This window comes from Rhodococcus sp. G-MC3 (assembly GCF_030063335.1).
Taxonomy (GTDB): domain Bacteria; phylum Actinomycetota; class Actinomycetes; order Mycobacteriales; family Mycobacteriaceae; genus Rhodococcoides.
In genome coordinates, this window is sequence record NZ_JASISW010000001.1 from 73,091 (window position 1) to 85,577 (window position 12,487).

Genomic DNA, 12,487 nt, shown 5'->3' on the forward strand with positions numbered 1-12,487 from the left:
GGAACTATGCGCTCAGCGCCGCGCGCGCCGATTCCAACAGACTGGGATCCCCACCGTCGAGCCAGCGCACGCGGGGATCGCGCCGAAACCACGATCGTTGCCTGCGCACATAGCGCCTCGTCCCGATGAACGTGCGTTCGCGCGCATGATCCAGATCGGAACCGCCATCGAAATAGTCGAGCACTTGGGCGTACCCGATGGCACGAGAGGCCGTTACGCCGCCTTTCAGCCCGACCTCGAGCAATGCCCTCACCTCGTCCACCAGTCCGCCGTCGAACATCGTCTCGGTTCGCCGCGCAATCCGCTCGTCCAGTTCAGCGGTCTCTCGGTCGACCCCGAGAAGCACGGTCCCCCAGCGCGGCTCACCTATCCGAGGCGCCGACGCCGCGAACGGAAGTCCCGTGATCTCGACTACTTCGAGTGCTCGGACCATCCGTCTTCCGTCGGTCGGAAGGATCGCTGCGGCCGCAGCCGGATCGCGAACGACCAACGCTGCGCGCACCGCGTCGGTGCCGCCGTCGGCCAGCACCTGCTCCCACCTCGCCCGAACGAGAGGATCCGTGGCGGGGAATGCCCACTCGTCGAGCAGCGACTGGACGTACATCATCGAACCGCCGACGATCACCGGGACCTTCCCCCGCGCGATGATGTTCTCGACGTCGCGAACCGCGGCCTCCTGGTAGCGCGCGACCGTTGCCGTTTCGGTGACGTCGAGAACGTCCAGACGGTGATGCGGGATCCCGCGCCGCTCGTCGACGGTCAACTTGGCAGTTCCGATATCCATGCCGCGGTACTGCTGCATCGCGTCGATGTTGACGATCTCGCCGCCCAGGCTCTCGGCGAGATCGAGCCCGAGATCGGATTTGCCCGTTGCGGTCGGGCCGATGACGGCAATGGGGCGGATCGTGTCGGGGCTGCTTGCATCAGTGTCGGTCATGGCTGTGGCTCCCAGCTGCCGACGAAATAACCCACTCCGAAGGGGGCTCCGCGGTACAAGGTCTTGGCCGAGATGCGATCGTCGCCGACGAGGCCGGCGAGAGCCTGCCACGCTGCCCATCCTCGAACACCCAACTCTGCACACACGTCACGATCGAGAGATGCCAGCGCCTCGACGTCGGCGAATGCAAGTGCATCGTCGATTCGCTTCTGCACGCTCACGGCGCGTTGGTCGAAGGAACCGGGCGCCTTCGCGGTGAGCGTGGTTGCGCCGTCTCCGACGACCAGCAGCCCCCAGTTGCTCGGCTCCGCGTCCATCTCAGATCGCAACGATGCACCGAGGTCACGGCACTGCAGTAGAGAAGCGTTCGCGCCGACGAGTACGACGTCCACCACGGCGCGCGGCGCGACCTCGCCTCTGAGCCATCCGGCGATCAACGCTGCAAGCGGAAGAGCTTCGTCGCGCTCCGACGCGGCGGGAGACAACCGCACCGGCACATCGACCCCGAAGCCTGCGAAACTACCACTCGCACGCGAGGAGATCCTGGTTGTCTTCTCGGCGGATCCGACCGCGATCCACCTGTCCGCCACCGAACCCAACTCGGCGGCCACCGCCAGCGCAGCGTCGCGAAGCAACCCCGATTCTCGAATCAGCGAGTCGGCGCCGGACCCTCGTCCGGTCAACTCGGGAACCAGCAGGGGCGGGGACGGTACAAGGGCGACAGCACGAAACACCGGGCCAACGCTAGCCGGTCCGCATCGAGCATTCCCGACACGGCCGAGATGGCCGACCGAGACAGACACACCAGGCCTGAATCTGCGGACGGCCACACCAATCTGCGCTGCACCTGTTTGAATGGTCCGATCGGCCGAGACATCGACTTCGACGATGTCACCCGAGAGCTATTACTTGCGCGATAGAGGCAGCCGTGACGCGCGGCAGAGATGAGGAACCGATGACCGACCCCAGCGGCACCAGCACCCCCGAGAGCACCAGCACCGAGAGCACCAGCGCCTCCGAGAGCACCAGCGCCTCCGAGGGCGCCCGTGCCTCCGAGGGCGCCAGCGCCCCCGAGAGCACCAGCGCAGGCACGCCCACCTCCAGCCCCTCCCCGGACGCGTCCGAATCCGGAGCACCCAAGCCCGGCGGACCCAAGCCCGGCGCACCCAAGCCTGGAGGTCTGAGGCCGGGCGGGTCGGCAACACCGGGGCCACGCGGTTCGGTCAAACCACACCCTGTGTCGTCTCACGTCGCCTCTGTCACCCCCGCGGTGGCACCACCGAGCGATCCCAGCAAGTTCGGTCGCGTGGACGAAGACGGCACCGCGTGGGTGACCACAGCCGACGGCGACCGCCAGGTCGGTTCATGGCAGGCAGGCGACGCCGCCGAGGGCCTTGCACATTTCGGGCGCCGCTACGATGACCTTTCGACCGAGATCGCGCTGCTCGAGGCGCGGCTGACGGCTGGCTCGGGAGATGCGAAGAAGACTAAGACTGCCGCCGAGACGCTGGCCGAGACGCTGCCGAATGCAGCGGTCATCGGCGACATCGATGCTCTCGCTGCCCGGCTGACCCTGGTGATCGAACATTCGGAGACCGCAGCGATTGCGGCCCGCCAGGAAAAAGAGCAGGAACGCGCCGCGCACACTGCCCGCAAGGAGGAGTTGGCGGCGGAGGCGGAGCAGATCGGCAGCGATTCCACTCAATGGAAACACGCGGGCGATCGGCTTCGAGAGATCCTCGACGAGTGGAAGACAATTCGCGGCGTCGATCGCAAGGTCGACGACGCATTGTGGAAGCGCTACTCCAAGGCTCGCGAAAACTTCAACCGCCGGCGCGGGGCACACTTCGCGGACCTCGACCGTGAACGCGGCGCAGCGAAAACACGCAAGGAAGAACTCGTCACTCGAGCCGAGGGTCTGTCGTCGTCGACGGATTGGGGCCCGACGGCCGCAGCATTCCGAGATCTTCTGGTCGAGTGGAAAGCAGCGGGCCGGGCGCCGCGAGACGCCGACGATGCCTTGTGGAAAGACTTCAAAGCAGCTCAGGACGTGTTTTTCGCGGCGCGCAACTCCGCTACACACGAGCGAGATGCCGAGTTCGATTCCAACGCTGAAGCGAAAGAGGCTCTGCTTGCGAAGTACGGCAGCATAGACGCGAGCGCAGACCTCGATGCTGCTCGTGCTGCGCTTCGAGACCTGCAGGAAAAATGGGACGCCCAGGGCAAGGTGCCGCGCGAGAAGATGCAAGACCTCGAAGGTCGCCTGCGCGCCATCGAGAAGTCCGTCCGCGATGCGGTCGACGCTCAGTGGCGCCGCACCGACCCCGAAGCGCTTGCGCGTGCTGCTCAGTTCCGTGAGCGGGTCGCTCAGTTCGAGGAGCAGGCCGCCAAGGCCACCGCTGCGGGCAAGGACAAGGACGCCAAGCGTGCTCTGGACCAAGCGCAGCAGTGGCGCGAATGGGCAGAAGCCGCCGAAGGGGCTGTCGGAGAACTGTAAGAGGTCAGCGCTTGCGGTCGGTCGGACGTCCGAGAACAGGTCCGGCCCACTGCGAGTTCTTCTCTGCGTCCACCGACGCAGCCCGTCGTCGCTCCTGAGCGTCGAGTTGCGCAGTGGTCTTGTCCCAGACGGCTCTGAGCCAGTGGAAGGTCAGGGCAGCAACCAGTATCCAGCCGATGATCAAACCGATACCGGGGCCGCTTGCCGTCGAATCAGCAGGCAACGTCTGCCTCGACCAAATGGACAGCATGCCGAACACCGTTGCGATCGCCGAGCCGGCGAGTGCAATCCACGCCAGTGCCCAGACCCTCGTCACGAGTGCCAGCACCGACATGATCACCCCGAACACCACCACGAACCACACGAAAATACGTGACGGCAGTGCCACCGAATCTGCCAATGCGTCGCCGTTGCCGGAGAGCACGTCGAATCCGTTCACCGAACCCGTGTGTGGAAGAGCGAGCGTCAGCAGAAGCAGCATCACCAACACTGCGACCACGACCGCGCGGACACCAGGATCGATCTCGGAGTCGATGAGCTTCTCGGCGACGTCGTAATCCGGCGCAGCATGATCAGGCGCAGCGTGATCATGCCCCGGGCGATGAGCCGCCGATTCGGAATCGGTGTTGCCTGCAGCGGAGTCGGTCATACGGAGCATCCTGTCGTGACTGGTATGGGTGCGGGAGCGCCGATCGACGGCAGCCCGAGCCCAACGCCGATGGGAGGGGTTTTCGGAAGGATTCCACGCTCGTAGGCATCGCCTGCCGCAGTACGGCGATGTGAGGCAACGCCCGCATCGGCGATGAGGTGATAGGGCGCGGCAGCGGTGATGCTGGTGGTCACGACGTCTCCGGGCCGGATCGCGGCCAGTTGATGTTCCTCGGCCCGAAAGTGCACCAACCGTCCGTCGCGCGCACGTCCGCTCTTGCGGTGCGTCGCAGCATTCTTTCGGCCCTCGCCGGTCGCAACGAGAACCTCGACCTCGGTACCGATCAGATTGCGGTTCGCTTCGAGCACGATCTCTTCCTGGAGCGCAATCAACCGGAGGTACCGTTCCTGAACAATCTCCTTCGGTATCTGATCCGGCATGTCGGCAGCCGGCGTGCCGGGGCGCTTCGAGTACTGGAACGTGTAAGCATTCGAGAACTTCGCTCGGCGCATGACCTCCAGCGTCTGCTCGAAGTCTTCCTCCGTCTCCCCGGGGAACCCGACGATGATGTCGGTGGTTATTGCGGCATCGGGCATTACCGCACGCACTTTGTCGATGATGCCGAGAAACTTGCTCTGCCGGTATGAGCGGCGCATGGCCTTGAGTACCCGATCGGAACCCGACTGCAGCGGCATGTGCAGTGTCGGGCAAATATTTGCAGTGCTCGCCATGGCGTCGATGACATCGTCGGTGAACTCGGCCGGATGTGGCGAAGTGAAGCGCACTCGCTCCAGTCCGTCGATGGCTCCACACGCCTTGAGCAGCGATGCGAAGGCGCCGCGATCACGTGGCATCGCGGGATCTGCGAACGATGCGCCGTACGCATTGACGTTCTGGCCCAGAAGAGTGACCTCCAGGACTCCCTGATCCACCAGGGCCTGTACCTCGGCCAGGATGTCATCCGGCCTTCGGTCGATTTCCTTGCCGCGTAGGGCAGGCACGATGCAGAACGTGCAGGTGTTGTTGCAGCCGACCGAGATGGACACCCAGCCCGCGTAAGGCGATTCCCGCTTCGCGGGCAGCGTCGACGGGAACGCATCCAGCGATTCGAGGATCTCGACCTGAGCTTCCTCGTTGTGGCGGGCGCGTTCGAGCAGAACCGGTAACGATCCGATGTTGTGGGTTCCGAATACGACGTCGACCCAGGGAGCCTTCTTCACGACCGTGTCGCGATCCTTCTGCGCCAGACACCCGCCGACCGCGATCTGCATGCGAGGATTGCGCCCTTTTGCCGGACGCAACATGCCGAGGTTGCCGTACAACTTGTTATCCGCGTTCTCGCGCACCGCGCAGGTGTTGAACACGACCAGGTCGGCGTCGGCACCCGATTCGGCAGGAATATATCCGGCTTCTTCGAGCAGACCGGCAAGTCGCTCCGAGTCGTGCACGTTCATCTGGCATCCGTGCGTTCGTACCTCGTAGCTCCGCGGGGTGTTCGGGTCACTCGTTTCCACCCCACCAGGGTACGGCCCGGCACTTCCGCCGAACGCCCGGGACCTCGCCCGTCCTGGGCCAATACAGACCCACAGTAAAGTTTCCATTACATAATCCGAATTGTCGGGTGAAAAGCGCTGTCGACAACCAAACTACGAATAGGGTTCTGCCCTATGACGCACGCCACCGACGCGCCGGCTTCCGGCGCTCTCGCCGATCGACCCCCCATGATTTTCCTCAAATCGGTAGACAAGCACTTCGGCGATCTGCACGTCTTGAAAGACATCAACCTCGAAGTTCCTGCCGGGCAGGTTGTCATCGTTGTCGGACCGTCCGGGTCGGGCAAGTCCACCCTGTGCCGGACCATCAACCGGCTCGAACCCATCGATTCGGGTTCCATCGAGGTCGACGGAGCGGTTCTACCCGCCGAAGGAAAGGCGCTCGCTGCATTGCGCGCCGACGTCGGCATGGTTTTCCAATCGTTCAACCTGTTCGCGCACAAGACAATTCTCGAGAACGTCATGCTCGCGCCGCAGAAGGTGCGCAAGCTCAAGAAGGACGAGGTACGCAAGACCGCACAGGGCCTCCTCGAACGCGTCGGCATCGCCAACCAGGCGGACAAGTACCCAGCACAACTCTCTGGCGGGCAGCAGCAGCGCGTTGCCATCGCGCGCTCGCTCGCCATGAACCCCAAGGTGATGTTGTTCGACGAGCCGACGTCGGCGCTCGACCCCGAGATGGTCAACGAGGTGCTCGACGTCATGACCTCGCTCGCCAAGGAAGGCATGACCATGCTCGTCGTCACCCACGAGATGGGCTTCGCCCGCAAAGCAGGCGACCGAGTGATCTTCATGGCCGATGGCGCCATCGTCGAGGACACCGATCCGGAGTCCTTCTTCACCGCACCCGAATCCGCACGCGCCAAGGACTTCCTCGGCAAGATTCTCGGGCACTGACCAGCTTGTTTCGCTCGCACAATCACCGGCACCGCACCACAACATGGAGGAACTTTCAGTGAATCTCAATCGCTCGCTCCGTCACCGCTCAGTACGTCTCGGCATCGGTCTCGCCGCACTGGCCGTCGTCGCTTCGGCGTGTGGCGGTAACGAAGAACGCAGTGTCACCTCCAGCGCGGAGAACGGCAGCCTCATCGTCGGCATCAAGTACGACCAGCCGGGCCTCGGACTGCGCAACCCGGACGGATCGTTCAGCGGGTTCGACGTCGAGGTCGCCAAGTACGTCGCCGACAAGCTCGGCGTACCGGCCGACAAGATCACATTCAAGGAAGCACCGTCCGCGCAGCGCGAGACACTGATCCAGAACGGCGAGGTCGACTACGTCGTCGCCACCTACTCGATCACCGACAGCCGCAAGGAGAAGGTCGGTTTCGCCGGGCCGTACTTCGTTGCCGGACAGTCACTTCTGGTCGCGGATGGGAACACCGACATCACCGGTCCCGACTCGCTTGCAGGCAAGAAGCTGTGCTCGGTCACAGGCTCGACACCGGCTCAGAAGATCGCCGACGAATACCCGGACGTGCAGTTGCAGCCGTTCGACACCTACTCCGCTTGCGTCGAGTCGCTCCGCAACGGCGCTATCGACGCCGTTACCACCGACGACATAATCCTGGCCGGCTATGCCGCGCAGTACCCGGGCGAGCTGAAGGTTGTCGGCGAGCCCTTCACCACCGAGAACTACGGGATCGGCCTTGCCAAAGACGACACCGATGGTCGCAACAAGATCAATGATGCGATCGAGGAAATGGTGTCCAGCGGCGCATGGGAGAAGTCGTTCGACGAGACCGTCGGCGCCTCCGGCTACCAGTTGCCTGCGGCACCCACCGTCGACCGTTACTGACGCTTCGCCCCAACCGTGGTCGAGTGTCATTTCTTCGACACTCGACCACGGTGACCGGCCCGTTCCAGCCGATTGGACACCCTTACCTTGAACCTTTTGAGCAAGTACGGCGATCAAATCGTCGACGCGTTCATCATGACGTTGAAACTGACGGTTCTGTCCGCGATCGGCGCGCTGATCATCGGCACGATCATTGCCGCGATGCGCGTCTCACCGATTCCGGTCGCCCGTGCCCTCGCTACCGGTTACGTCACGATCTTCCGTAACACCCCGCTGACTCTCATCATCTTGTTCACCTCGTTCGGGCTTTACCAGACGATGGGTGTTGCGTTGGCGCCGGAGGACTCGCCGACCTTCCTCGTCGACAACAACTTCCGGCTCGCGATCCTCGGCTTGAGTATCTACACGGCCTCGTTCGTGGCCGAGTCACTACGGTCGGGCATCAATACTGTGCCTGTCGGGCAAGCAGAAGCCGGCCGATCGCTAGGGATGACCTTCACCCAGAACATCACCATCGTCGTACTCCCCCAGGCTTTCCGCGCGGTGATCGGACCACTGGGAAGTGTGTTGATCGCCCTCACCAAGAACACCACCATCGCGTCGGTGATCGGCGTCGCCGAGGCATCGTTGCTCATGAAGACGATGATCGAGAACGAGGCGGCAATCTTCACTGTCGGTGGAATCTTCGCCCTCGGCTTCGTCGTCCTGACGCTTCCGACCGGACTGCTGTTCGGGTACCTCAGCAAGCGATTGGCGGTGAAGTGATGAGTGACGCCGTAGCTGTTCTCTACGACGTTCCCGGCCCGAAGGCCAAGGTTCGCTACCGAATTCTGTCCGGTGTCGTTCTCCTGGTCTCGCTCGGAATCGCCGTGCTGGTGTACCTCGCGCTCGATTCGAAGGGCCAGATCACGGCCGCCAAATGGGAGCCGTTCGTCACCGCGAGCACGTGGACGACGTATCTACTGCCGGGAATCCAAGGCACTCTGGTCGCGGCAGCGCTCTCGATCGTGTTGGCACTCGTCCTGGGTGCGGTGCTCGGCATCGGCCGACTGTCGGACCACCGATCTGTTCGAATCATCAGCGGCATTTTCGTCGAACTGTTCCGTGCGGTGCCGGTTCTGATCCTGATGATCTTTCTCTACGCGGTGTATGCCGAGTACGAAGTCTTCAAGGTCAAGTACCTCGCACTGGCAGCGGTCGTGACTGGCCTGACGCTGTACAACGGATCGGTCATCGCGGAAATTGTTCGAGCAGGGGTCAATTCGCTACCGAAGGGCCAAACCGAGGCCGCGTCCGCGCTCGGCATGCGCAAGGGCCAGGTCATGACGATCGTGCTTCTTCCGCAGGCCGTGACCGCGATGCTGCCGGCCATCATCTCTCAGATGGTCGTTGCGCTGAAGGACTCTGCACTCGGTTACCTCATCGGGTACGTCGAAGTTGTTCGTGCTGGTCAGCAGGTCGGCGCGTTCTACGGCAACTACCTGCCGTCCCTGATGATCGTCGCGATCATCATGATCGTCATCAACTCGCTGTTGACCAAGCTCGCGACAGTGGTCGAGGGACGGATGCGGCAGAAGAAGCGCAAGACCGGCGGCGGGGTTGTGGCGCTGCAGGAGGTTGGCGCCGATCCTGCCGGGGCTTGATCACACCCCGTCTGATCTCCCCCGCTTGCTTTCGGACGAACACACGACGAGGCCCGCAACACCGTGAAGGTGTTGCGGGCCTCGGCTGTTCGACGGCTACCTACTTCGAGTGGACGATCACCCGAGGTCGCTGCCATCGAAGTCTTCGGTATCGGCTCCTGCACGGTCGAGCTCCGACTTCACGACACCGAAGGCCATTCCCTGCGAGTAACCACGGCGGGCAAGCATACCGACCAGCTTGCGAACGATCTTGTCTCGCTCGGAGCGCGCATCCGGATGAGATGGATCCGGCAACATCAGAGTGCGACAACGCTTCTGGACCAATTCTGCTGCCCGCTCACGCTCGTCCTCGGCGTCGATCTGATCCAGTGCTGCAACCGCATCCTCGTTACTGACACCCTTGGTACGGAGCTCTCGACTCAGAGCCTGTTTGCCTTTGCCCGAGTAGGTATGTCGAGAATGCACCCACTGCTCGGCGAATGCGGCATCGTCGACCAGATTGGCGACTGCCAAGCGATCCAACACCACTGCTGCTACGTCGGGAGTGAAACCCTTCTGTGCCAGTCTGGACTCGAGCTCGTACCTACTGCGCGCTCGGGCGGCCAGCAGCCGAAGGCAAGCGTCTTTGGCCTGAGCTTCGGTGCCGCCGCCTTCGGTGGGCTTTTCCACCATGAGGGCCGCTTAGAACTCGACTGGCGCTGCTGCGTCCTCGGTAGCCGTGACATCGGCACCGATCTGCAGCTTCTCCATGATCTTCTTCTCGATCTCGTCGCGGACATCAGGGTTCTCGAGCATGAACTTGCGGGCATTTTCCTTGCCCTGACCGAGCTGATCACCGTCGTAGGTGAACCACGAGCCGGACTTGCGGATGAATCCGTGCTCGACACCCATGTCGATCAACGAGCCCTCGCGGCTGATCCCCTTGCCGTAGATGATGTCGAATTCTGCCTGCTTGAACGGCGGCGCAACCTTGTTCTTGACGACCTTGACGCGGGTGCGGTTACCGATTGCATCGGTGCCGTCCTTGAGCGTCTCGATACGACGAATGTCGAGGCGAACAGAGGCGTAGAACTTGAGAGCCTTACCACCGGTCGTGGTCTCGGGTGAACCGAACATGACGCCGATCTTCTCGCGCAGCTGATTGATGAAAATGACCGTGGTGCCGGAGTTGCTCATGGCACCGGTCATCTTGCGCAGCGCCTGACTCATCAGACGAGCCTGCAGACCTACGTGACTGTCACCCATTTCGCCCTCGATCTCGGCGCGGGGCACCAGTGCTGCCACCGAGTCGATGACCAGGATGTCTAGGGCGCCCGATCGGATCAACATGTCCGCGATCTCGAGAGCCTGCTCACCGGTATCGGGCTGTGAGACCAGCAATGCGTCGGTGTCGACGCCCAACTTCTGGGCGTAGTCCGGGTCGAGAGCGTGCTCCGCGTCGATGAATGCGGCGATTCCGCCTGCCCGCTGGGCACTGGCCACTGCATGTAGTGCGACGGTCGTTTTACCCGAGGACTCAGGGCCGTAGACCTCGACGACACGTCCACGCGGCAACCCTCCGATGCCGAGTGCGACGTCCAGCGCAATGGAGCCGGTGGGGATGACCGCGATCGGCTGACGAACTTCGTCGCCGAGCCGCATCACCGATCCCTTGCCGAAGTTCTTGTCGATCTGAGCAAGTGCGAGGTCGAGCGCTTTGTCGCGATCGTATGCAGCCATCGTGATCTCCTTGTGTGGTCTCGTTCAGCGTGTGGCGGTAACGCTAGAGCGAGGTACCGACAGACTCTGTTCTCCGGTCACTTCGCAGGCTCCGCTCCCGCATTTTTACGGTCACTTCGCAGGCTTCGCTCCCGCGTGTCCTGGTCACTCGCTCCAGCTATTTCCGCTCACGCAGAATCACCGAATGACACGAGCATAGGGGAACACCTGTTCGACTACGGAACCGACACGCCGTAAAAGAAAGGAGGAGCCTGCGGGAACAACCACAGGCCCATGTTCACCACCGAGAACGGGGAACGTCGAATTCCCGGCACAGCGCGCGCCATACCTCACGCGGATCGACACCAGCTTCGATCGCCTGGGCACCTGTGAGGCCGTTCAGACTGGTGATGACGTGGTCCACAAGGATCGAATCCCCCTGCATTCCGCCGAACTCGTCCACGAGCAGTTCCCGAAATTCAGTCAAGCGCACGGCGCAACCGTACCGAACACCGCTCAGCTCAGCACACGGCGGCAGATGGCGACGGGGTCCTCCACGTTGCTCCCGCTGGCAGACGCCGCAGCCGCTGCCTTCGCGTATGCGGGGTCCGACAACACCTTCATGACCGCATCACCGATCGACTTCGAGCTGGGCGGACGAACAAGCACCGCGCTCCCCTGCCGCTGCGCCCGGTTGGCCAGCTCCCATTGGTCACCGCCGCCTGGAACGGCGACGACGGGAACTCCATGCATGAGGGCCTTGGCCAGAAGGCCATGACCACTTCCGCAGACGACGACATCGGCGTGACGAAGTAGATGGTCTTGCCTGCCGAGCCCCGCGGAGGCCCAGTCGGGCAGTTCCGCGGGCGGTGTGTCGAGCATCGAAGCCACGAGACGGGTACCACTGCCCTCCAACCCTTCGAGCGTGCACTCGAGCATTCCTTCTGCGCCGGTGAACGCGGTCGAGGGGGCGACCATCACCACTGGTCCCGCGCCTGGCGGCGGCGTGAGAACGGCGTCGGTCGGCTCCCACAGCAATGGCCCGACAACGAATGCTTCGGCAGGCCAGTCAGGCCGCGGCACTTCGAGCGCCGGGATGGTTGCGATCAATCGCGCCACCGGTCCCGGGTCCTCGGCAGGCAAGCCGATACCGACCCGCGCGGCGCTGCGTTGCGCCTTTCCCTGCGCGATAGATCGTCCCGTCGCTGCGCGCATCAACGTGTCCCTGAGCCGGCCACGGATGCCGGTGCCAGGGGCAAGTCCGCTGCCGATGGGCGGTAACCCTCGCGACGGCGCATACAGCGGGTGTGGCGACAGCTCCACCCACGGAACTCCCAACCGCTCTGCCGCCAAACCGCCGCCTGCAGTGAGAATGTCCGACACCACCAGGTCGGCATCGACCTCCACGAGGTCCGGCAGCAGTTCGGTCGCGATGAATGCCGCTCGCGAGTGAATTCGTTGGCCAGCGTCCATGTCGTCGTCCTCGGGCCGGGGCGTCAGACCCTTGAGGAGTCGGGTGTCGATCCCTGCTTTGGTCGCACCCTCGATCCACCGCGCACCGGTGAACAGCACCGCTGTATCTCCCGCTGCGATGAACGCGAGACACAGCGCTATTGCTGGAAAGGCATGTCCGGGGTCGGGACCGGCTACGACCGCTACTCGCACGCGCTCAGCGTGCCACAGTTCACCGATTGTCGAATCGATAGCCGGTC

At 63.3% G+C, this 12,487-nt stretch carries 13 protein-coding genes; 5 read left to right on the forward strand and 8 right to left on the reverse strand.

The window, feature by feature from the left end:
- Positions 1-4: 4 nt before the first annotated feature.
- Positions 5-937: a tRNA (adenosine(37)-N6)-dimethylallyltransferase MiaA gene (miaA, locus tag QMK17_RS00335; protein ID WP_283506358.1), complete on the reverse strand. Its 933-nt coding sequence runs from the start codon at positions 935-937 to the stop codon at positions 5-7.
- Complete coding sequence (locus QMK17_RS00340) at positions 934-1,671, reverse strand: class III extradiol dioxygenase subunit B-like domain-containing protein (protein ID WP_283506359.1); 738 nt, start codon at positions 1,669-1,671, stop codon at positions 934-936. The genes miaA and QMK17_RS00340 overlap by 4 nt, the downstream gene beginning before the upstream one ends.
- 221 nt (positions 1,672-1,892) lie before the next feature.
- Here QMK17_RS00340 and QMK17_RS00345 point away from each other — a divergent pair, with 221 nt between their 5' ends.
- The gene (locus tag QMK17_RS00345) at positions 1,893-3,434 is read left to right on the forward strand and encodes a DUF349 domain-containing protein (RefSeq protein WP_283506360.1); all 1,542 of its coding nucleotides are present in this window, start codon (positions 1,893-1,895) and stop codon (positions 3,432-3,434) included.
- 4 nt (positions 3,435-3,438) lie between these two features.
- On the opposite strand, the gene QMK17_RS00350 is transcribed toward QMK17_RS00345, so the two are convergent.
- Positions 3,439-4,083 carry an Rv2732c family membrane protein gene (locus tag QMK17_RS00350; protein WP_283506361.1) on the reverse strand — a complete coding sequence of 215 codons (645 nt, stop codon included), beginning with the start codon at positions 4,081-4,083 and terminating at the stop codon, positions 3,439-3,441.
- Complete coding sequence (miaB, locus tag QMK17_RS00355) at positions 4,080-5,597, reverse strand: tRNA (N6-isopentenyl adenosine(37)-C2)-methylthiotransferase MiaB (protein WP_283506362.1); 1,518 nt, start codon at positions 5,595-5,597, stop codon at positions 4,080-4,082. Before miaB ends, QMK17_RS00350 begins: the two co-directional genes overlap by 4 nt.
- A gap of 207 nt (positions 5,598-5,804) precedes the next feature.
- Between miaB and QMK17_RS00360 the strand changes: the two genes are divergently transcribed.
- The 4 genes from QMK17_RS00360 (at position 5,805) to QMK17_RS00375 (ending at position 9,077) form a co-directional block, all read left to right on the forward strand.
- A complete protein-coding gene (locus QMK17_RS00360) occupies positions 5,805-6,533 on the forward strand; it encodes an amino acid ABC transporter ATP-binding protein (RefSeq protein WP_283506654.1) in 729 nt (242 codons plus the stop codon).
- A 58-nt stretch (positions 6,534-6,591) separates the two neighbouring features.
- On the forward strand, positions 6,592-7,434 hold the full coding sequence (locus tag QMK17_RS00365; protein WP_442972658.1) for a glutamate ABC transporter substrate-binding protein: 843 nt from the start codon (positions 6,592-6,594) through the stop codon (positions 7,432-7,434).
- An 87-nt stretch (positions 7,435-7,521) separates the two neighbouring features.
- Complete coding sequence (locus QMK17_RS00370; RefSeq protein WP_283506364.1) at positions 7,522-8,199, forward strand: amino acid ABC transporter permease; 678 nt, start codon at positions 7,522-7,524, stop codon at positions 8,197-8,199.
- Positions 8,199-9,077 (forward strand): amino acid ABC transporter permease, encoded by an 879-nt coding sequence (locus tag QMK17_RS00375; RefSeq protein WP_283506365.1) that lies wholly within the window; start codon positions 8,199-8,201, stop codon positions 9,075-9,077. Before QMK17_RS00370 ends, QMK17_RS00375 begins: the two co-directional genes overlap by 1 nt.
- Positions 9,078-9,194: 117 nt before the next feature.
- Here QMK17_RS00375 and QMK17_RS00380 read toward each other — a convergent pair whose 3' ends face one another.
- The 4 genes from QMK17_RS00380 to QMK17_RS00395 form a co-directional block, all read right to left on the reverse strand.
- On the reverse strand, positions 9,195-9,749 hold the full coding sequence (locus tag QMK17_RS00380) for a regulatory protein RecX (protein ID WP_283506366.1): 555 nt from the start codon (positions 9,747-9,749) through the stop codon (positions 9,195-9,197).
- A gap of 9 nt (positions 9,750-9,758) precedes the next feature.
- On the reverse strand, positions 9,759-10,796 hold the full coding sequence (recA, locus tag QMK17_RS00385; protein WP_283506367.1) for a recombinase RecA: 1,038 nt from the start codon (positions 10,794-10,796) through the stop codon (positions 9,759-9,761).
- 277 nt (positions 10,797-11,073) lie between these two features.
- Positions 11,074-11,268, reverse strand: a complete 195-nt coding sequence (locus QMK17_RS00390) for a DUF3046 domain-containing protein (RefSeq protein WP_283506368.1) — start codon at positions 11,266-11,268, stop codon at positions 11,074-11,076.
- A 23-nt stretch (positions 11,269-11,291) separates the two neighbouring features.
- Positions 11,292-12,440 (reverse strand): glycosyltransferase, encoded by a 1,149-nt coding sequence (locus QMK17_RS00395; protein WP_283506656.1) that lies wholly within the window; start codon positions 12,438-12,440, stop codon positions 11,292-11,294.
- Between the last annotated feature and the right edge of the window lie 47 nt (positions 12,441-12,487).

Excerpts from the sequence above, each read along its gene's own strand:
- miaA (WP_283506358.1), bottom strand. The coding sequence starts at position 937 with ATGACCGACACTGATGCAAGCAGCCCCGACACGATCCGCCCCATTGCC.
- QMK17_RS00345 (WP_283506360.1), top strand. The coding sequence starts at position 1,893 with ATGACCGACCCCAGCGGCACCAGCACCCCCGAGAGCACCAGCACCGAG.
- QMK17_RS00350 (WP_283506361.1), bottom strand. The coding sequence starts at position 4,083 with ATGACCGACTCCGCTGCAGGCAACACCGATTCCGAATCGGCGGCTCAT.
- QMK17_RS00360 (WP_283506654.1), top strand. The coding sequence starts at position 5,805 with ATGATTTTCCTCAAATCGGTAGACAAGCACTTCGGCGATCTGCACGTC.
- QMK17_RS00375 (WP_283506365.1), top strand. The coding sequence starts at position 8,199 with ATGAGTGACGCCGTAGCTGTTCTCTACGACGTTCCCGGCCCGAAGGCC.
- QMK17_RS00380 (WP_283506366.1), bottom strand. The coding sequence starts at position 9,749 with ATGGTGGAAAAGCCCACCGAAGGCGGCGGCACCGAAGCTCAGGCCAAA.
- recA (WP_283506367.1), bottom strand. The coding sequence starts at position 10,796 with ATGGCTGCATACGATCGCGACAAAGCGCTCGACCTCGCACTTGCTCAG.